Source organism: Rhodanobacter koreensis, from assembly GCF_054782855.1.
Map to the genome: position 1 here is coordinate 1,090,815 of NZ_BAAGRR010000001.1, position 19,550 is coordinate 1,110,364.

16 protein-coding genes are annotated in these 19,550 nt (G+C 61.1%); 4 read left to right on the forward strand and 12 right to left on the reverse strand.

From position 1 onward, the window contains the following. Positions 1-707: 707 nt before the first annotated feature. Complete coding sequence (locus ACYVKM_RS04555; protein ID WP_460876125.1) at positions 708-1,757, forward strand: MraY family glycosyltransferase; 1,050 nt, start codon at positions 708-710, stop codon at positions 1,755-1,757. Between the two features lie 130 nt (positions 1,758-1,887). On the opposite strand, the gene ACYVKM_RS04560 is transcribed toward ACYVKM_RS04555, so the two are convergent. Then, on the reverse strand, positions 1,888-3,330 hold the full coding sequence (locus tag ACYVKM_RS04560) for a glycosyl hydrolase family 28-related protein (protein WP_460876127.1): 1,443 nt from the start codon (positions 3,328-3,330) through the stop codon (positions 1,888-1,890). 421 nt (positions 3,331-3,751) lie between these two features. On the opposite strand from ACYVKM_RS04560, the gene ACYVKM_RS04565 reads away from it, so the two are divergent. Genes ACYVKM_RS04565 through ACYVKM_RS04575 form a run of 3 tightly spaced genes read left to right on the forward strand, consistent with a single transcriptional unit; the run spans position 3,752 to position 5,756 of the window. Next, positions 3,752-3,994: a hypothetical protein gene (locus tag ACYVKM_RS04565; RefSeq protein ID WP_460876129.1), complete on the forward strand. Its 243-nt coding sequence runs from the start codon at positions 3,752-3,754 to the stop codon at positions 3,992-3,994. A 21-nt stretch (positions 3,995-4,015) separates the two neighbouring features. Continuing rightward, entirely contained in the window at positions 4,016-4,996 is a 981-nt protein-coding gene (locus ACYVKM_RS04570; protein WP_460876131.1) for a polysaccharide deacetylase family protein, read from the forward strand. Positions 4,997-5,006: 10 nt separating this feature from the next. After that, positions 5,007-5,756: a formyl transferase gene (locus ACYVKM_RS04575; protein WP_460876132.1), complete on the forward strand. Its 750-nt coding sequence runs from the start codon at positions 5,007-5,009 to the stop codon at positions 5,754-5,756. Positions 5,757-5,904: 148 nt separating this feature from the next. Here ACYVKM_RS04575 and ACYVKM_RS04580 read toward each other — a convergent pair whose 3' ends face one another. The 11 genes from ACYVKM_RS04580 to ACYVKM_RS04630 form a co-directional block, all read right to left on the reverse strand. Next, the gene (locus tag ACYVKM_RS04580; protein ID WP_460876134.1) at positions 5,905-7,062 is read right to left on the reverse strand and encodes a glycosyltransferase family 4 protein; all 1,158 of its coding nucleotides are present in this window, start codon (positions 7,060-7,062) and stop codon (positions 5,905-5,907) included. A gap of 82 nt (positions 7,063-7,144) precedes the next feature. Then, positions 7,145-9,112, reverse strand: a complete 1,968-nt coding sequence (gene asnB / locus ACYVKM_RS04585; protein WP_460876135.1) for an asparagine synthase (glutamine-hydrolyzing) — start codon at positions 9,110-9,112, stop codon at positions 7,145-7,147. Next, a complete protein-coding gene (locus ACYVKM_RS04590; RefSeq protein WP_460876137.1) occupies positions 9,112-10,197 on the reverse strand; it encodes a glycosyltransferase family 4 protein in 1,086 nt (361 codons plus the stop codon). Before ACYVKM_RS04590 ends, asnB begins: the two co-directional genes overlap by 1 nt. Continuing rightward, entirely contained in the window at positions 10,194-11,507 is a 1,314-nt protein-coding gene (locus ACYVKM_RS04595; RefSeq protein WP_460876138.1) for a hypothetical protein, read from the reverse strand. Before ACYVKM_RS04595 ends, ACYVKM_RS04590 begins: the two co-directional genes overlap by 4 nt. Continuing rightward, a complete protein-coding gene (locus ACYVKM_RS04600) occupies positions 11,504-12,781 on the reverse strand; it encodes a glycosyltransferase family protein (RefSeq protein WP_460876140.1) in 1,278 nt (425 codons plus the stop codon). The genes ACYVKM_RS04595 and ACYVKM_RS04600 overlap by 4 nt, the downstream gene beginning before the upstream one ends. 158 nt (positions 12,782-12,939) lie before the next feature. Beyond that, positions 12,940-14,433 carry a lipopolysaccharide biosynthesis protein gene (locus ACYVKM_RS04605; protein WP_460876141.1) on the reverse strand — a complete coding sequence of 498 codons (1,494 nt, stop codon included), beginning with the start codon at positions 14,431-14,433 and terminating at the stop codon, positions 12,940-12,942. Between the two features lie 41 nt (positions 14,434-14,474). Next, positions 14,475-15,719 carry a glycosyltransferase gene (locus ACYVKM_RS04610; protein WP_460876143.1) on the reverse strand — a complete coding sequence of 415 codons (1,245 nt, stop codon included), beginning with the start codon at positions 15,717-15,719 and terminating at the stop codon, positions 14,475-14,477. Continuing rightward, the gene (locus ACYVKM_RS04615) at positions 15,716-16,822 is read right to left on the reverse strand and encodes a hypothetical protein (protein ID WP_460876144.1); all 1,107 of its coding nucleotides are present in this window, start codon (positions 16,820-16,822) and stop codon (positions 15,716-15,718) included. The genes ACYVKM_RS04610 and ACYVKM_RS04615 overlap by 4 nt, the downstream gene beginning before the upstream one ends. Before the next feature lie 16 nt (positions 16,823-16,838). Beyond that, the gene (locus tag ACYVKM_RS04620; RefSeq protein WP_460876146.1) at positions 16,839-17,939 is read right to left on the reverse strand and encodes a DegT/DnrJ/EryC1/StrS family aminotransferase; all 1,101 of its coding nucleotides are present in this window, start codon (positions 17,937-17,939) and stop codon (positions 16,839-16,841) included. Then, positions 17,939-18,523, reverse strand: a complete 585-nt coding sequence (wbpD, locus tag ACYVKM_RS04625) for a UDP-2-acetamido-3-amino-2,3-dideoxy-D-glucuronate N-acetyltransferase (RefSeq protein WP_460876148.1) — start codon at positions 18,521-18,523, stop codon at positions 17,939-17,941. The genes ACYVKM_RS04620 and wbpD overlap by 1 nt, the downstream gene beginning before the upstream one ends. Before the next feature lie 5 nt (positions 18,524-18,528). Beyond that, positions 18,529-19,482, reverse strand: a complete 954-nt coding sequence (locus ACYVKM_RS04630; protein ID WP_460876150.1) for a Gfo/Idh/MocA family protein — start codon at positions 19,480-19,482, stop codon at positions 18,529-18,531. Positions 19,483-19,550: the final 68 nt, after the last annotated feature.

The window sequence follows — 19,550 nt, forward strand, 5'->3', positions numbered from 1 at the left end:
AATGCCGCATTGCCGGCGCCAGCAGATCATCATTCGCCAAGTGACTCCGCTCGTCTGCCGCACGCCTCCTGTCGATCCGCTTCCGCTCATTCACATCCACGTACGGAAGCTCGGCAATCCATGCAATCACCCTCTTCTGTTTGGACGGCTATTCGGCGCAACAGACAGGCTCTGTTCAGCGTCCTTTCGAAACAGACGAAAATCCATTCAACATAATTTGAATGCATCGTTGACTAAGTCATCACCTAGGCTGTCTACGGCTGAATGCACTGTTTTCACTGCACAAGAATCGACATGCAAAGGTGATAGGTTCAAGGGCCTGGCATTAATGTCATGTTCTTATCAGGTAATAACTGGTGGGTTGTTCATTGGCTTCAGGTTGCTTCACACAAGACGAATCAGCGGTCCCGAGATGGCTGATTCATGGACGCAGAACATCGAGGCACCATGACTTTTCGTCGCTCGATGCCTGCACCCTTATCACATGAGCTCGCTCGGATCTGGGGGATCCTTTTGAGACCGGTTGGAGGAAAAGTGCGATGCAGGAACCACGGATGCTTTTCGATTGCCTGGTTGCCACATGCACATCGGCGATAGCGATTGTCGTACTGCGCCGATTCGCGATATCGCTTGGTCTGGTGGATCGCCCCGATCAACGCAAACAGCATGTAGGCGACGTGCCCCTGGTAGGCGGTCTCGCGATTCTGATGGGAGTGCTCGCGGGTGCGGCCTGCTATGGCCAGTTCCACGGATTCGAGAAGACCTTGCTCGGGACTGCCGTCGTGCTTGCCCTGCTTGGTGCACTGGATGATCGTTTCGATCTCAGTGTGCGGGATCGCCTGCTGACCCAGACCATCGTCATTCTGGCTGTCATTGCCAATACCGGCATCTACATCCATACGCTGGGACGCATCTTTGGTCACGAGATCACGTTCGGCGTGCTTGGCCCTCCGCTGACGGTGATCGCCGTCATCGGCCTGGTGAATGCGTTCAACATGATGGACGGCATCGACGGTCTCGCCGGCAGCCTGGCGCTGGTCAGCATTGCCGCCATGATGCTGTTTGCCGGCCCCACTCCGCTGCATGGGATCATCATGTTGCTGGCCTTGCTGGCCATTGCCTCGGTGCCTTATCTGCTCGCCAATCTGGGCTTCATGGGCGGCAAGATCTTCCTGGGCGACGCCGGGAGCATGCTCATCGGCTATCTGCTGGCATGGGCACTTATCCGCATGAGTCAGATACCTCAGACGCATCTGTCGCCGGTCGATGTGCTGTGGTGTGTCGCGCTGCCGGTCTTCGACACGCTGGCGGTGATGTATCGGCGCATGCGTCAGGGCCGGTCGCCATTCAAGCCGGATCGTGGGCATATCCATCACATCCTGCTGGGGGCTGGCCTGGGGCCGCGCACCACCCTGGCTGCACTCATTGCGCTTGCTGCCGGTATTGCACTGATGGGCGCACTCATCAGCCGCATGGCTCACTCGACTGGCTCGAACCTGGCGGCATTCTGCCTCGTGATGGGCGCCTATATCGTCCTGGTTTCGCAGATATGGCTGCGTCAGGAGGGCATGCACCAGCGCGGGAAGTTCGCTCCACGAAAGACAGCAGATGCAGACACGCATGCCGTTTCGACGGCCACGGGCACACAACCATTCCGGTTGCGCATGCTTGCCGCCCAGGAGCAGCCCGGTGCGGAGCTCGAGTCGGGTGACGATGCGGAGGTATTCCGCCCGACACGACGCACCGCCCGCCGTTGAACAGCTGCATGGGAATTTAGCGACCAACGATGACCACACGCATACCGGTGGTTTTTCGTGCATGTGATGTCGGGGTCCGGCACTTCCATCGCCCCGAAGTCACACGGAGCCGCAAAGCTCAAATCTGAGATTACCTGACGCCCTGGAACTGGATCGTCGCGCCATCGGCAATGTCCGTGATGCCGCTCTCGATGTCGTTGGCGTATTCGAAGGAATGTTCGAGCGCGAGATGGCCCCGGCTGATGCGCATCTGGTTGCTGGTGCTCAGGAACGACATCGACGACGCCCTGCCCGGCATTGACTGCGTACCGCGCTTTGCCACGTTCCCCGAGATGATCACCGTGTCGATATGTCTTGCGTTGTCGGGGGACTCATCCTCCGCGAAGTTGATGCAGGTTCCACGGATGTCGACGAACACGTTGCCTGCGCATACCAGCCCGCTCGCACCAAATACGCCGATTACCCCCATCTGCGGACGGATTCCGATGAAGGTGTTGCCGGTGATCACCGTGTCGAGGGCATTCTTGCTGACTCGGTAGGTGAAGGCCCCGAGACGTATCGCGTCGCCGCCAGGTCCGGATCCCGGCGGCGAACGTTGAAAGATGCATCCACTGACCTGTGTGCCACTCAGGCCGGTGACCGCCACATCGACACGTACCGAGTTGAGGAAGCGGCAGTTGAGCACGGAGAGGTTGTCCGGCACGTCGGCGACGGTCTTGCGCTTCGTCGCCGACTCGATGCCCCAGTAGCAGTTCGTGAACTGGCAATCCGAAACCACCCAGTCGTGGATGTTGTCTCCCGACTGGTGTCCATTGAAGAACGTGATGCCTGCCGTGTTGACGGAGTCGATGTCGATGAAACGGCAATGGGCGATCGTCACGTGACGGTACACGCCCCAGTCGTGATCGGGTTCGAAATCGATGCCGCCGACCGAGTGGGACAGTTTCGCGTTGCCGATATTCTGGAATACGCAGTTCTCGACCGTCAGATGGTCGCAATCGATGACGGACAGGCCATTGCGGTTGTCCTTGACCGCACCATCGAACAAGCAGTCGCGCACGGCGATGCGCTGGTTGTGACGTTCGGTGTTTCGGAGCGTTCCCGAACCGACATACATGCCGTCTCCACGAAAGCCATAAAACACCACCCGCTCGACAGTCAGGTCCGAAGTGGCATTGACGGCGAGCAGATAGAAATACTGCTGGTAGCCGAAATCCGCCACCCGCCCGTTGAGTTTCAGGTCATGCAGATGGATGTTGCGCATGTTGTCAGCCACATTGCTGCTGCCGCCGTCGCGCACATGGGTGGCGAGCATGAACTCGCAAGCCAGCGAATTGTCGTATGCCCTCAACTCACTGGTGTGTCCCTCGCCGTACAGCTCGATACCCGACTTGAGGTTCAGCTGTTTCACCGGATAAATCCCGGCGGGCACAAACACCTTGCCGGCGGCCCTATCAATCGCTGCCTGGATGCCGCCGGTGCAGTCATAAGTGCTGTTGCCCGCACGAATGGCCGCATGCTCTGATGCGGGCAGGGCATCCAGTACGTTCACCACTGGCAGCGAAGATGGCATGGTATATCCTCCGGTTGTATACGACCTCAGTTGCGGATGTCGCGGCTCCGGCGGAGCGCATCGGTCGAGTTTACCGTGATAAAAATCCTGGCTCTGAACCACACATGACTTGGGTCATGGCAGGATCTTGTCAATTTCGGCCCGGGATGAAAAATGGACGTCTATATGGATGATTCGACCTGGATGAACGATGTCGGTGGCATCGATCTCAAGCCGTCCATCGCAAGCCCTCGCCAGATCTTGCAGTCCGATGAGCTTGCGCCACGCTCGGTGCCGACAACGCTCCATCCACGTTTGAGCTACCCCTCCGCCAGGGAAAAACCAGGGCCGCGAAAATCACCCATGGGAAAGAGGAGTGCCCTGTTCACGGAAGGACGTGGCACTGCCACGTCCTTTATCGATGTATTCAACGAAAGGGGGAATGTCACGATCCGTCCGAAACGGGGCGCTGTTCGCGCATCGGGTCTCGCGCGGCCGATCGACGGATGCGGCGTTGATGGTGCGCTTCTGCAGCCATGCCAGTATCGGCGGTGTTACCATCGCGGTGAGCAGCAATACCGCCACGATGATCGCGCAGTGTCGTTCCGCTCTGACTGAAACTACGGTACGGTACTTCTCGATGATCGCGTGCCGGTACCTGATGCTTCAGAAGGGCAGCGTCTGACTAACGAGGTGTGGCGGACATATGCCGGGCATATTCACTATCTCGCTGGATCTTGAGCTGTACTGGGGCGTGCATGATAGCCGCAGCTTCGGGGACTACGAAGCCAACCTGTCTGGCGAACGCGACGCCATTAGCGGCATCCTCGACCTGTTCGAAGCTCATGACATCCATGCCACTTGGGCCACACTCGGATTCCTGTTCTTCAAGGACATCGCCGAGTTGCGACAACATCTGCCCGGCGTGCTTCCCGACTACCATCGCCGCCAGTTTTCCTCCTATCGCTACATTGATGAACGCGCATGGGGTGACGATGACGTCTACCACTTCGCGCCGGACACGATCGAGCTGATTCGAAGCTGCGCCGGGCAGGAGATCGGCACACATACCTTCTCGCACTACTACTGTCTGGAAGAAGGGCAGACCATCGAGTCGTTCCGCGCAGACCTGCAGGCCGCGGTGGAGATATCGAAGGCCAGGGGTATTCCCATCACCAGTCTGGTATTCCCACGCAACCAAGGGAACCCGGCCTACCTGTCTGTGCTCGACGAACTGGGCATCGTCTGCTACCGGGGCAACGAAAGCGCGTCGTTCTATAAACCAAGAAATCAGCAGGAACAGAGCCCACTGATGCGCGCCCTGCGTCTCCTGGACGCCTACATCAATCTCAGCGGTTACAACACCTACAGCCTGGAGGAGTGCGCGCGCAGACGCCCATTCAATATTCCGGCCAGTCGATTCCTGCGTCCGTATTCGCGCTTACTCGCACCGCTGGAAAGCCTGCGACTACGCCGCATCAAGCGCGCCATGCACGACGCCGCCACCAGCAACCGGCTGTTCCACCTGTGGTGGCACCCGCACAACTTCGGCGCCGACGTGAAGCACAATCTGAACTTCCTGCGAAAGATCCTGGTCTATTACGAACAGCTCAATCAGCGCTACGGAATGCACACGTACAACATGGATGAGGTCGCGACCCTGCTGGAACGCATGCATGTCGGCTAGAGCGCGGATCGTGTTGCTCGCCGGCGATGGACTATCCACGCGGGTGATGTATCACGGACTTCGAGAGGAATTCGACATTGTCGAGGTCATGCTCGAGCAGAAACCTTCGGCGTTCAAGATGCTGCGCCATCGTGCACGCAAGCTCGGCATGGTCCAGACATTGGGGCAACTCGGCTTCATCGTATACAGCCGGATGCTGGGCCGCGCCTCCCACCCGCGTATCGAGCAGTTGCTGCTTCAGCATGGGCTATCGGATGCGCCGATTCCCACGCAAGTGGTCAGCCATGTGACCAGTGCCAACGAGCGCAGCGTAGCGCGTCGTCTGCGGAAGCTCGCTCCGCAGGCGGTAGTGGTCAACGGCACGCGCATCCTGGGGAAGAAGCTGCTGGCTGCCGTGGATGCACATTTCATCAATACACATATGGGTATCACACCGGCCTATCGCGGAGTGCATGGTGGCTATTGGGCGCTGGTCAACGACGATCGCGCGCACTGCGGCGTCACCGTCCATCTGGTGGATGCGGGTGTCGACACTGGTGGCGTCCTGTACCAGGCGCTTATCACGCCTGAAGCAGACGACAATTTCGCCACCTACCCAATCCTGCAACTGGCGCAGGGGCTTCCATTGATGAGAGTCGCATTGCGCGATGTCGCCGCTGGCCGCGTGGCCCCTAGCGTCAGCAAGGGGTCGTCGCGACAGTGGTATCACCCCACCTTGCTCGGATACTGGAAAACGAGACTGCGGTGCGGTGTCAAATGAGCGCGTTTTCCCGGTATCGAGAGTGGCGGGTGTCGCGGCCCCATGGAGAGCTCATCAAACAAGTCTAGCGCCGGGGAAATTTTTGCTCCGAACCACACATGGTTTGTGTAGATTCGGCCCGTTCCGCTCTTGTATGGAAGATGGACGTCTATATGGACGACTCGGCGGATGCTTCCGGTAGATCGCACAGCTCCGCATAGACCGCCATCGTGCGCTGGATGACGATGCGTTCGTCGAATTGCGCACGTGCCTTGCTGCGCGCCGCGGCACCGAGTTGACGCGCGAATTCCGGGTCGTCCTGCAGTCGCCGGATCGCCTGCGCCAGCGCCTCGCTGTTGGCCACCGGAACCAGCAGTCCGTCGACACCATCGGACACCACCTCGCGGCATCCCGGTACGTCCGTGGTGATCAAGGGAAGTCCGCAGGCGGCAGCCTCGACCAGCGTCCTGGGCAGCCCCTCGCGATAGCTCGGCAACACCACGACATCGACCGATCCAAGCAGGCCGACCATGTCGTCGACGTGACCGAGCCAGGTCACCAGGCCTTCATCCACCCAGCCGCGTATCGTCGACTCCGGCACCGCTGCGGGATTGCCCGGATCCGGCGTGCCGGCAAGCAGGCCATCGATGGCGCGACCCTGGTCGCGCAACTGCCGCAGTGCGGCGACGTATTCTCCGACACCCTTGTCCCACAGCAGGCGACTTGCCAGCAGCACGCGCAGGCGTCCATCACCGGAAGTCTTCCCGGACACCCCGGCGAATTGCGTGCAGTCCACGCCCGAACCACGGATCAGGCGAATATGCGCAGGATCAACCAGACCAGCGCGCTGGAACAGTTCGACATCATCCGCATTCTGCAGGATGAGCCTCGCGTCCTTGCCGTCGAGCGCCAGCCGCAGCAGGCCGCGTACCACCGGTCGCAGCAGTCGCGCCTTCAGCTGCGCGCTGGTGAACACGTAGCCCATCCCCGCCACGGCGTTCACCCGGGCGGCAATGCCGGCCAGCCGCGCCGCCAGCGAGCCGTACACGGCGCACTTGATGGTGAAGCCGTGGACCAGCATCGGCTGCTCCCGCCGCAGGAGCCCGACCAGGTGCCATAGCAAGGCCATCTCGCGCAATGGATTGAGGCTGCGCCGCTGCATCGGCAGCGGCTCCCAGCGCAGACCCAGGGCACGCAGCTTGTCGCCATAGGGCCCAGGCGGGGAAATCAGCAACACTTCGTACCCCGCCCGCTGCAGGGACATCGCCAGTGAGCGCCGGAAGTTGTAGAGGTACCAGTCGGTATTGGCGAACAGGACGGCTTTCATGCACGCACCTCATGCAGAGCCATCGGCAAGTGCCGCTTTCCGCGGACGACGAAACGGATTGCGCAACGTGCACGCGCGGTCGTCATGGCGATGTCCTCCGGTTTTCCTGCAACCACGCCTGGAACATCAGCACCGTCCATAGCGGGTGCTGCCAGTTGCGCCGGCCGCTCAGATGCTCCTTCCATTTCTGCCGGATCGGTGCCGGTCGGAAATAACCTTCCTGCCGCAAGCGACCCTCGTCCAGCAGGGCTTCCGCCCAATCGCGCAAGGGTCCGCGCAGCCAGCTGTCGAGCGGAATGCCGAAACCCATCTTGGGCCGCTCGACCAGTTCCCTCGGCACATGCCGATACAGCACCTGGCGCAGCAGCCATTTCCCCTGCCCGTCGCGGATCTTCTGATGCAGGGGCACGCGCCACGCCAGCTCCACCACGCGATGGTCAAGCATCGGGACACGGGTCTCCAGGCTGTTGGCCATCGCGGCGCGGTCGACCTTCACCAGGATGTCGTCGGGCAGGTAGGTTTGCGCATCCATCGCCATCATCCACTGCGCCAGGCTATCGGTGTGCGGCCAGGCCGCCGGATTCGTCAACAGGGTCGATGGCTCGCTCGCGCCGATCACGATGCTGGCCGGGTCCTGCCACTGGCTGGCAAGGCTGAGGAAGAATGCCTGGCCGCTCGACAGCGTGAGCACCTCGGCCAGTTTCTGCGCCTTGTCGCCTGGCGTGGCCAGATGCCACCGCTTCGGCAATAAGGGTTTCGCGCGTTCGAACAGGGCGTCCCACGCCGCTGGCGACATCGCGCGCAACATGGCGGCGGCGGCCTGCCGCGCAAACGGCGGCAGCCGATGCATCCGTTCCCAGGTCGTGCGGGCCGTCAGGTAACGGTTATAGCCGCCGAACAGTTCATCGCCGCCATCGCCGCTCAGCGCCACCGTCACCTGGCGACGGGTGAGCTGGCTGATCAGGAAGGTCGGTATCTGCGAGCTGTCGCCAAACGGTTCGCAATATATGGAAGGCAGCGCCGGAATGACGGCCAGGGCATCCTCGGGGCGGACGTACAGTTCGGTGTGCTCCGTGCCGAGATGCCTTGCCACTGCCTTGGCGTGCGCAGCCTCGTCATAGCCGCTCTCGCTGAATCCGATCGTGAAGGTTCTGACCGGCCGCTGGCTGCGCGCCTGCATCAAGGCGACGGTCGTGCTGCTGTCGATGCCGCCGCTGAGAAACGCGCCCAGCGGCACGTCGGAAAGCATTTGTGCGCCGATACTGGCGCCCAGCTGCGCCTCGAGCGCATCGACAGCGTCGGCGTCGGTGCCGGTGAGCGGATTGCCCAGTCCTGCACTTACCGCGTCGTTGTAACGCCAGTACGGTACGGGTTGCGCATCCCGTGGCGCATCGACCGGGATGCGCAACAGATGTCCGGGACGCAGCTTGAACACGCCGCGATAAATCGTATGCGGCGCGGGAATGCAGTCATGGCGCAGCAACAATGCGAGCGCATCGCGATCGACATCCGCGCCGAAGGCAGGATGTGCCTTCAGCGCCTTCAACTCGGAACCGAACAGAACGGTGTCGCTCTGCCATGCGTAGTAAAGCGGCTTTTCGCCCATGCGATCGCGTGCCAGCGTGAGCGCCCGCTGCTGCCGATCCCACAAGGCGAACGCAAACATGCCGACACTGGCGCGCAAGGTTCGCTCGACGCCCCAGGCAACGAAACACGCAACCAGGGTTTCGGTATCGGAGTGCCCGCGCCATGCCGGCGCCGCGCCTTCCGCCGCGAGGCTTTCACGCAGATCGAGATGGTTGTAGATCTCGCCATTGAACACGACCACATAACGCCCGCAGGCCGAATGCATGGGCTGATGGCCCGCCGGCGAAAGGTCGAGGATCGACAGGCGCCGTTGTGCCAGCGCGATCCCGGCCGCCTCATCGCACCATTCGCCACTGTCGTCGGGGCCGCGATGCGTCAGCCGTGTCGACATCGCTCGCACCTGCCCCAGCAGCGCGTCCCGCGCGCCGCCGTGCCATTGCCAGAAGCCGGCCAGGCCGCACATCAGCGCCGCCCCGCATCGCGCAGCACATTCGCCAGCCGCGGCGCCTGCACGGTCACGCTGTATTCGCTCTCGACGCGTGCGCGACCTGCCCGGCCCATGCGCGTGCGCAAGGACGGACTCGTGATCAGTTGCTCCAGGCCGTCCCGCCAGGCGGCCGCATCCGCTGCCAGAAAACCATCCTCTCCGTGACGCACGATGTCGACGTTCGCGCCGACCGCAGAGGCGACCACCGGCAGGCCGCAAGCCATGTACTGGATGATCTTGTAACCGCACTTGCCACGCTCCCACGGACCATCGCGCAACGGCATGATGCCGATGTCCATCCGCGCGATCATCGCGGCCTCGCTGTCCTCGGACCATGTCGCCACCTCCGGTACGACGCTTCCGAACTGGCCCGCGATCTCCGTTCGCGGCCCGACCAGCAGCAACTGCGCTTCGTGCATGGCACAGACCTGTTCCAGCACATCGCGGCTGTCCAGCACGTACTCTTCGGTGGCGGGCGAACCGATCCAGCCGATGACGGGCTGCTGGTCATCCGCATGCTCCACCATCGCATAGCGTTGCTCGTCCACGACCGTCGGAATGATCTCGACCCGTGCCGCTCCCGCCTGCGAAGCCCGTGCCGCGAGGTAGCGGTTGCCGGCAATCACGCAGGCGGCGCCGCGCATGACCTGATCTATCTTGCGGCCCAGCATGCGCCGCACCAGCGGGTTCGACGACAGGTCGTACTTGTGGAACAGCGCGTCGTCGTAGTCGACGACATACGGCCTGGCGGACCGCGCAAGCACCGACTCGATCCCGTACGGCAGATAGGGAAAGAGCTCGCCCTCGATCCAGGTGACGTCATGCCCGCCACGGCGCTGGAGCTGCATGACCCGCTGGCTGCAGTATTGCCATGCGAGGTATCGGGCCACGGCGGGCCGGTTTCCGTACAGGCCCTCAAGATAGGCATCGGGGAACAGCGCATGCACCTCCACATCGATGCCGTGATCCTGCAACAGGGGCAGGTACTGCAGACTGCGCAGCCGCGAACTGGGGCCCAGCCTGGAATACCTGGAAAACAGCAGCACCTTGAGACGTCTCATTTCGCCGCCAGTTTCAGATTCACCGGATAGTCGGTGAACAGCGCCACCATGGGGATGACATACATCCACTGGAAGGTGAAGGCTTCGATGTAAGGGTTCGTATTGCTGCCGAGGAAGGCACAGAAAAATGCGCAGAACAGGAACTTGTGCCGCGGCGGCAGCCGACGCGCAAGCGCAAGCCGGGTCGCCTTGGCGATATAGAGCAGGAACGGCAACGCGTAGATCAGGGTACCCACCATGCCGACCCTGTACAGCGTAGCCAGCCACACCACTTCGTACCGCCAGGGGTGATCCTTGTCGCTGATAAACCTGACACCGACGCCATGGCCGGCTCCCAGACCGGCGTTGTCGAGTATGCCGGCATACAGCGAATGAGCCATTTCCACCCGCGAACTGCCGCCACCCGAAGTGAGCTTGTCCAGGAAACTATTCAGAACCGTCGACACGCTGATTTGCGTATAGGCGCCCAGCAGAACAAGCGCGGCAGCCACTGCAATCAGCGACGGCAGGCCATACCGGATGGTATTGGTTATGGGCGATTTTCGGCGAGGTCCCGTGGTACGCGACGCAAGCATCAAGCCCAGGATCCAGCCGGTCGGCACGGCGAGTATCAACGCCGAGCGACCGGAAGTAAGCGCGCAGATGAGCAGCATCACCAGCAACACGAGCCGCAGGAGCCTGTTCTTGATGAGTTCGGGTGAACTGAAGAAACCGCCGCACAGAAAAATCAGCGAACCATAGACATGCATGGTCGCACCGGAAAACCCTTCACTCAGATTGACATTGGCACCCTTGAAGAAAAATGCCACCGCCGCCGCACCGCGCGTGAGATACAGATAAAAGAACGCGGCGATGCTCAGCGCGCACAGCAGGCTGAGCAGGACAAACCAGTCGATGAGGCGATCCATGCCAAGCTGCCGATGCAGGCCATTGGCAATGATTACCCAGAGCAGTGGCGAGAGAATGTAGGTCGCCGCAATTTCGACCATGGCGATCAGCGGCGCACCATGCATGGTGCCCACGATCATGTAGATGATCGTCACCATGGCTGTGCATGCATATAGCGCCAGCAGACTTCTGAAACCTGCGCCAATGCACAAACCCGGCAGCGCCAGCATGAAAGTCAGCCCCATCACTGCCGCTGTCGGGATGGGCAACGAATTGGGCACGACCACGGCAAGCAGCAACAGCAGGAAAGCTGTGCCCAGGAAGATGTGCCGCACGGTGAACCGGTACTTGTTGTCCGGCACCTGCTCCGGCATGGCAGGCGGTACCGAAGGCAGCATCGATGAATCGACTTCAAGGTTCATGCCGGCACCAATGACGAAATCCAGCGATCAAGCATGCCGGCCTGTACCACCTTGCTGTAGGCGCCTATGTCACGGTGCGCATTCCCGGTGGAGGGCGACAGCGCCATGCACAACGCTTCGCCTCCGGACGCCGCGTCACCGGTCAGCAGTGTTTGCCCGGCACCGGTCTCGGCGAGGATGGCTGTCGCTTCGTTGGGCACTCCAGAAATGCAGACAATCTCCGCTCCCGCGGCGAGGTATTCGAACAGCTTCCCGGTGGCACAACTGGCACGCGAGCCGGTAAGCAGCAGCAACTTGTTGCAACGCCTCATGAGTTGCAATGCCAGGGTGCGCTCGATCGGGCCCAGCAGGCTGACGGAAAATCTCGCGCGTTCGAGCGACGCCAGCTCGAACCGTGTCAACTCGCCCGCGAACATCACATGTCGGTCCGCAGCCGCTTCGGTGGACGCGTTCAATGTGTCGACAAGGTAATCGAGGCTCTTCGATGCCGATCCGTCACTGGCGCCGATGCGCCCGAAATGACCTATCAGCAACGCACCGGCCGGAACATGTTGTGCCAGGATCACATCGGCTCGCCTTGTGCTGTCGGGGTCGTCGCCCAGCGCGGCAAAGTCCGCAGGGTCATAACCGTTGGGCAGGATCGCCGTCGTCTTGCCTGGATAACGGCGTCGAAAATCGTCAACCAGCGGGCGGCTCACCGACGTGATCAGACCGCTGGCCGCCACGACCCGCCCCTCGATCAGCTTGCGCATGGACGTTCGCAGCCAGCCGGGTTTGCCCAGCGGTTCGAAAACCAGACCGTCCCTGAAATCCTGCACGCAGCCGATGTGGTATCTGCTGGCCAGGCTCGCGGCAGCGATCAGGGAGTCGACCGGCGAATAGCTGCCGATGACCACGCACTGCTCGCCAACAGCAAGTTTCTCGCGACACAGGCGATCTGCCTCGACCAGCGCCTGGGCAAACCAGGGGCGCGCATGGGTCTTGCCATTCGAGCGCATGAACGGCAATGACCGCATGAAGGCCGCCGCGAGGATCAGCAGCGATGCCATCGCGGAAGACTCGCTGCCCACGCAGTGTCCGGATAACGGGAAAATGCTGACATCCGGACCGAATGGCACTGCTACGTCCGGCACACCCGAGGCCGGCTCCCGGGTGAAGACGAATACCCGGTATTTCATCGGGTCCAGATATTTCAGCAGGCCCTTGAAACGCTGCGCCGCGATATTGCCGGACAGATGATGTGCCGCAAAGACAAACAAATTGATCTTTTTCATCGACGAATCCTCAATCTGTCTGCAGCGTCGCCATCAAACGCGCCCATGAAGTTCAAGCAATACCGTATCCGTGGGCAGCATTCCGTGAATTTGGATGGCTCCGGCGCCGGGCCTCTGAAGCCCATTCAGGTCGATCATTGCGGGCACGTGAGACACGGCTACGACTCCGGTTCCGGATACCAGCGGGTCGACCTGATCGACGAGTGCAGCGACCTGTACATGGCGGCCCATTCGGCCCGGAAGGCCCAGATGACCACAGGCAGCAGGGCCAGCCAGACAAAACTGTAATGAACCCGTGCGTTCGGTCCGAATACCAACGTGGCGATGGAAAGCCCCACTCCGGTACAGACAAACATGTAGAGCCGCGCCCGCGGAAAGGGCCGCCAGACGTATGCCGACGCCTCCGTCCTAGCTACAAAGAAAACGAGAAACGCAATCGCGTTGGCGACGACGGCTCCTGCCGCGCCGTACCCGGGTACCAGCCATACGCTGATGGCGACATTGGCAACCAGGGCAACGATGGTGGACCACAGTGACAGCATGGATCGACGCGTTATGCCGATGCCCACGCAGGTCACTTCGGAAAGGGTGTACAGAAGCGGTTCTCCAATACAGCACAGCATGAGGTACTTCACCTGGATGTAACGGGCAGGCAGGACGAAGTCGGTCAGCCACGAAAAAATCCCGCTCAGGACCCAGATGGCACAGACCACGGCCAGCGCCTGCTGGGCAATGTGGTCGACGCGCCGCATGTCTACGCCGCGGGCTACCCATTTATAGACGAGAGGGGCCCACAGCACGGTGAAGATCGTCTGGAAGACGACACCCACGCCGGCAAAGCTCATCGACACCGAATAGACCGCCAGCTCGGGAAGGGTGGACAGCGAACGCAAGGCCAGCGTGCTGGTGGCATCGAGCCCCCAATAGGCCACGCCGGCAAAGATCAGCGGCACGCCGTAACCAAGCAACCCGCGGACTTGTATGCGGGAAACGGGCGCACGCAGGGCAGGGCTCCATTCACGCCAGGTATTCCAGCTGTAAATAAACAGTACCGACAACAAGGAAGCGAGGTATGCCATTTCCAGTTGACCGAACGATCTGGAGAAGATCGGCAACGCCAGTACACCCACTGCCAGCAGGAGGATGATCTTGGGCAGGATCTGGCTCATGGAAAATGCAAGACCGCGATCCTGCATGCGCAAAATGAGCGAAAGGAATCTTGAGATGAAACTGACCACGACGCAGGCCACCAGGATCCAGTAATAAACAACATGTCCAAGACCGAACAGCCAGTTGGCGATGCGCTGGTCGAATGGCATCGTCGCCAGCATGACCAGCAGCAACAGCGCAAACCCGGGCGCAAAGCAGGCCTTCAGCAAGGCGCCACGGTTCGACCACTCGTGGTACTCCCGTACGTAGGCGCGGTCGAGGCCGAGATTGAACAGCAGGACGCCGAACGACACCGCGATCTGGACGATGTTCAGGCGACCCACATCCGCAGGTGGAAATATCCAGGCGATCGCAGGCACCGTCAGCAAGCCGAGGCCGGCTGTAGCGATCGGGCCTACGGCAAATGCCAATATGGTTTTTATATTCACCAGCCAACCTTTCAGTCTTGATCCGTGTTGCGGCGTCCTCGACGGCGTGTGCACCGGTCCCGATGGATATGCCTGTCCGAATGCATCGGTCCGACTTATCCAGGCGACGATGCGAGGGTCAAAATGTTCGAAACAAAATCCGCGTAATTCCTGTCAGCATTGAAACGTGCCTCGATCACCTTGCGCGCATTCATGCGCAAGGCATGTCGCCCGTCTTCAAGCGCGACCCTCCCGATGGCATCGGCAATTTCCTGGATGCTCGGGCACGGGCTCAGCAAGGCACCACACTCGTTGGATACCAGGCTGGAAACGCCGCCCACATCGGGCGCCAGCGCAGGTACGCCTGCGCTCATGGCCTCCATGATGGAAACCCCCATGCCTTCCGACTCGCTCGTATTCATAAATATGTCGACGGGTGTATCCAGGTAATAGGTCTTGACCGCGTGGTTGGGCATCTCGCCAAGAAATTCAAAAGACAAATTGTCTATACCGGCCAGGCGCACACTTGCCAGCTCCCTGATCTCGTCGAAGAGTGGGCCGGCGCCGATATGGGTCCAGGTCGTCTTTATCTGACCATGCTGATGGGCAAACAGGCTCAGCGCCTCGATGATTCGGTCCAGGCGCTTTACAGGCACGCAAAATGAAACCGAAACGACATGCAGGGAGCCTGCGGGACTCGGTCGCGACAATGTGTTGGTCAGCGGCACGCCCAAGGGGCTGATCTTCACATTTTCAGACGGGGCGCCGTACGTCTCCTCCAGGTAGGCGCGACCCTCTTGCGATAGCGCGAATATCCTGTCGTAGGCATGGATGAACTGCCGCTTGAGCGGCATGTATTCATGCTTTCGCCGCATCTCGTACAAGTCAAATCCATGTGCCCTGGAGACGACCTTGCATATGGATCCTCTTGCCTTGGCCAGTGCTGCGGCATAGGACTGCGTTTCGTTCCAGTAGGAATACGCCACATCGATTCGGCCGTTCGCCTTGGCGTATCGCTCCAGACGTTTTGCCTGTTCGAGAACCTTGGACGCATGCAGCAAGGCGCGCGCGATGGTGTAAGTGTCCATTTTTCGCGATCGCCGCAGGTAGCGCAGCTCACTCCGGAACATCGCAGAGAACATCGCGAGCAGCGTGAACCACAGTCGCGTAACTCTTGTGCCGCGTGCCATGCCCAGATCGATCGATATTCCCTCGGGTATGGTCCTGGGCTTTCCGGCGGCTACGGCCGGCAACAATGTCACGCTGGCGGCCGGGTTGTTTGCCCAATATTCGATCTCGTCCTCGATGAACTGCTCGCCGGGGGAGTAGGGATAGGCGTTGGTAAGAATGACGATTCTCACGGTCGGGCAACCGTGTCGGCGATGAGGATGTCGACCATGCTGTCCCGGTAAACGGCTTGGTCCACGTCAAAAGGAAGGCTGATCTTGAAGCAGCCGACATCCGCAAGCCCTGCCGACAGGACGAGCCGCCAGCTTGCAACCACCTCTTCCATCGTCAGCATGGCAGGCTGCGCAATGGCCAGTGCGTTGTATTGCTCCCAGTGAAGATGGTCGTGGAATATGCTGTATTCGGCGCTTATGACGGCAATCGTCATCTCGATCGCACTCGCCACGCCAAGATGCGATATGCGGATGTCGGAAACATCCTCCCGGACCACGTAGTACAGACGTGAAGGGGAAACCGATGCCGATTCGACGTGATGATAAAGACGATCCGGCCGGATCTTTCTGCGCACGCCGGCGGCATTGATCCGGCTTTTGATGTTGAAATGCGCCCTGTCGAGCCACCCGCGTCCCGCGAGAATCTCGCCTTTCAGCGAATTCCCGGCGCAGTTGTAGCCATAGATTTTCGGCCACGCCATGTTGGGGTGAACGCGGGAGGTGGCCGAAGACAGGATGGCGATATCGTCGCTGACGAAGCCGACATTCTCGTTCTGCCGCAGCGCCAGCATCGCCGCCGACTTGCCGGCGCCGCCAGTTCCCGCCAGCAGGCAGGCACGGCCGTTCACCGTTATGCATGCGGCATGCATGGGTGCGACATCCCGGAAGAAATACGCCGAGGGAACCAGGACGAACTCGTGCAACAGCTGCTCGAACGACTCGACATCGCTCGAGTATTCGACTGACAGCAGTTTCTGGATCTTCTGCTTGATGCCATGGCGTGGCTTGAAAGCGACTTCGACTTCCAGACACCCCCGGCCCGATCGCTTCCAATAGACGTCTATTGCGGGAAACGACGTCAGCATTCCGTTGCTGAATTTCCTGTGCGCCCGGGGATTGATCGAGGACGGTTTGCGCGCCGGTATCGCCCGTGCGATACGTATCTCCACCTCGGGATCCAGGTCTCCGGCATCGGCATACAGCGCCAGGCATTCGGCAAGCAGGGCCTGGTGGTTCGCTTCGCCGGAGAACGAATAGCATCTCCCGAATATGATCTTTTTCATGCGGGCGAATCCGGCGTCATGCTCGGCGGGAAACGCTCGAAGCCAGCGAGGCAGCAATGAACTCCTGCTGGCTCGCATCGAGATAGGGCGACATGGGCAAGCTCATGACCTGTTCCGCTGCCGCATCACCCACCGGCAGACGCGCGTTTCCATCGGCCAGGGCCGGCTGCTGGTTGAGCGGGATCGGGTAATGCACCGCCGTCGGCACGCCGGCTTCCTTCAGGCGGGCGCATACGGCTTCGCGATCGTGCACGCGCACGGTGTACTGGGCCCACGCACTGGCGTTGTGCTGCTCGACCATGGGCACGACGACATCATCGACCCCGGCAAGCAGTCGGCCGTAGGTCTCTGCCACGTGCCGACGCAAGGCCATTTCTTCGTCGAGAATCTCGAGCTTGGGCAACAGGATCGCCGCCTGCAGGGTATCGAGACGGCTGTTCACGCCGATGCGGATGTGGTGATAGCGGCGATCCTGGCCATGCCGGGCGATCTGGCGCGCGACCTTCGCCAGTTCGGCATCGCTGGTGAAGATCGCCCCGCCGTCGCCGTAGCAGCCCAGTGGCTTGCTGGGGAAGAAGCTGGTGCATGCGATGGTACTGAGGTTGCCGCTCTTGCGACCCTTGTAGGTGGCGCCGAGGCTCTGCGCCGCATCCTCGATGACGGGGATGCCGTGCTTCGCCGCGATGGCGTTGATGGCGTCGAAGTCGGCGCACTGACCGTACAGCGACACCGGAATGATCGCCCTGGTGCGCGTCGTGATGGCCGCTTCCAGCAGGGCGACATCCAGATTGTAGGTACGCGGATCGATGTCCACGTACACCGGCCTGGCACCCAGCAACGCCACCGATTCGGCCGTGGAAATGTGGGTGAATCCGGGCGTGATCACCTCGTCGTCGGGGCCGATGCCAAGAGCCATCTGCGCGATCTGCAAGGCATCGGTGCCGTTGGCCACCGAGATGCAATAAGTCGCTCCCGTGTAGGCGGCGAGCCTTGCCTCCAGCTCGGCAACCTCGGGGCCGAGGATGTACTGGCCGTGTGCCAGTACACGGGCAATGCCTGCATCGATGCTGTCCCTGATGCGGGCCTGTTGCGCCTTGAGATCGATGAAGTCGATCATCACGCAGCCTCCCGCTTGTGCAGCGTGCGACCGCTCAACACGTAACGGGCGCCGGTATGCGTACAGACGTCCTCGGCGTGTCCTTCCAGCGGCAGGTTCAGCTGTTCGCCGAATTCGCTCATCCAGCCGATTTGCCGCGCCGGCACGCCGACCATCAGGGCATAGGCCGGCACGTCCCGGTTGATGACCGCGCCGGCGCCCACGAAGGCAAATTCGCCGATGGTGACGCCGCAGACGACGGTGCAGTTCGCGCCGAGGGTGGCGCCCCGGTTGACCACGGTGTCGCGGTATTCGTCCTTGCGTTCGACCAGCGAGCGCGGGTTGTAGACGTTGGTGAACACCATGCTCGGACCGCAGAAGACGGCTTCCTTCAGTGTCACGTTGTCGTACACCGACACGTTGTTCTGGATCCTGCAGCGGTCGCCAATGACCACCTTGTTGCCGACAAACACGTTCTGACCGAGCGAGACATCCTTGCCGATGCGGGCACCTCCGCAAACGTGCACGAAATGCCATACGCGAGAGCCTTCGCCGATGCGGGCGCCTTCATCGACGATGGCGGAGGGGTGCTGGTAATAATCCATGCTGCTCACTTTTTCAGGAACGGGTGGGCATCGCCCGCGGAAGCCACCGCCTTGCTCGTGCGGATCGTCGCGACGGTGTCGATGGCGGTACGGTTTTCTTCCAGGCCGAAACCACGGCCGGCGAGAATTTCCTCGTAGCTGCGGTTGTGCAGGTCGGTGAAACCGCCGGAAAACTCGATCTCCTCGCCATCCACGGTGATCGACCGGTAAGTGCGCTGGCCGCTTTCGCGTTGCGCGGCGGGTACATCCTCGACATCCACCGACAGGAACCAGCGCACGCGCGCGTTCTCGTATTCCAGGTAGCCGGCCGCTTTCGTGTCGCTGGACAGATGCACCACGTTGGCCTGCAGCGCGCCGAAGATGTAATGCAACATGTCGAAGAAATGCACGCCGATATTGGTGGCTATGCCGCCGGACTTCTTCGAGTCACCCTTCCAGCTCTGCAGATACCAGTGGCCGCGCGCGGTGACATAGGCAAGGTCTACCTCGTGCTTGCCGCGGCCCTGTTCGCGCCTGACCCTGTCGCGCAGGGCGATGATCGCCGGATGCAGGCGCAGTTGCAGGATCGTATTGATCCTCTTGTCGGTCTCGCGTTCGATTTCCAGCAGTCCGTCGATGTTCCACGGATTCAGTACCAGCGGCTTTTCGCAAATCGCGTGGGCACCGGAGCGCAGGGCAAAACGCATGTGCGAGTCATGCAGGTAATTCGGCGAGCAGATGGCGACGTAGTCGATCTGGCCTCCGTTTCTGGCACGCCGGCGCATGTCGACGTGCCGATCGAAGCGTTCGAACTCGGTGAAGAAGTCGGCGCTGGGAAAGTGGCTGTCGATGATGCCGACCGAGTCATTCGGATCGAAGGCAGCCAGAAGCTGGTTGCCGGTGGCCTTGATGGCCTGCATGTGGCGAGGCGCTATGTAGCCGGCGGCACCGATGAGCGCGAAGTTCTTCATGGTTGGCATGGAGCTGATCCCGATCTTGCGTGGTCCCTGAGGATGTTCGAGCTATCGATGACGCCACGGATCGATCT

Bases quoted from the DNA above. Each gene is read 5' to 3' on its own strand.
- ACYVKM_RS04600 (WP_460876140.1), bottom strand. From the start codon at position 12,781: ATGAAAAAGATCAATTTGTTTGTCTTTGCGGCACATCATCTGTCCGGC.
- ACYVKM_RS04580 (WP_460876134.1), bottom strand. From the start codon at position 7,062: ATGAAAGCCGTCCTGTTCGCCAATACCGACTGGTACCTCTACAACTTC.
- ACYVKM_RS04555 (WP_460876125.1), top strand. From the start codon at position 708: ATGGGAGTGCTCGCGGGTGCGGCCTGCTATGGCCAGTTCCACGGATTC.
- ACYVKM_RS04590 (WP_460876137.1), bottom strand. From the start codon at position 10,197: ATGAGACGTCTCAAGGTGCTGCTGTTTTCCAGGTATTCCAGGCTGGGC.
- ACYVKM_RS04565 (WP_460876129.1), top strand. From the start codon at position 3,752: ATGTCACGATCCGTCCGAAACGGGGCGCTGTTCGCGCATCGGGTCTCG.
- ACYVKM_RS04560 (WP_460876127.1), bottom strand. From the start codon at position 3,330: ATGCCATCTTCGCTGCCAGTGGTGAACGTACTGGATGCCCTGCCCGCA.
- ACYVKM_RS04620 (WP_460876146.1), bottom strand. From the start codon at position 17,939: ATGATCGACTTCATCGATCTCAAGGCGCAACAGGCCCGCATCAGGGAC.
- ACYVKM_RS04630 (WP_460876150.1), bottom strand. From the start codon at position 19,482: ATGCCAACCATGAAGAACTTCGCGCTCATCGGTGCCGCCGGCTACATA.
- ACYVKM_RS04595 (WP_460876138.1), bottom strand. From the start codon at position 11,507: ATGAACCTTGAAGTCGATTCATCGATGCTGCCTTCGGTACCGCCTGCC.
- ACYVKM_RS04615 (WP_460876144.1), bottom strand. From the start codon at position 16,822: ATGAAAAAGATCATATTCGGGAGATGCTATTCGTTCTCCGGCGAAGCG.
- wbpD (WP_460876148.1), bottom strand. From the start codon at position 18,523: ATGGATTATTACCAGCACCCCTCCGCCATCGTCGATGAAGGCGCCCGC.
- ACYVKM_RS04570 (WP_460876131.1), top strand. From the start codon at position 4,016: ATGCCGGGCATATTCACTATCTCGCTGGATCTTGAGCTGTACTGGGGC.
- asnB (WP_460876135.1), bottom strand. From the start codon at position 9,112: ATGTGCGGCCTGGCCGGCTTCTGGCAATGGCACGGCGGCGCGCGGGAC.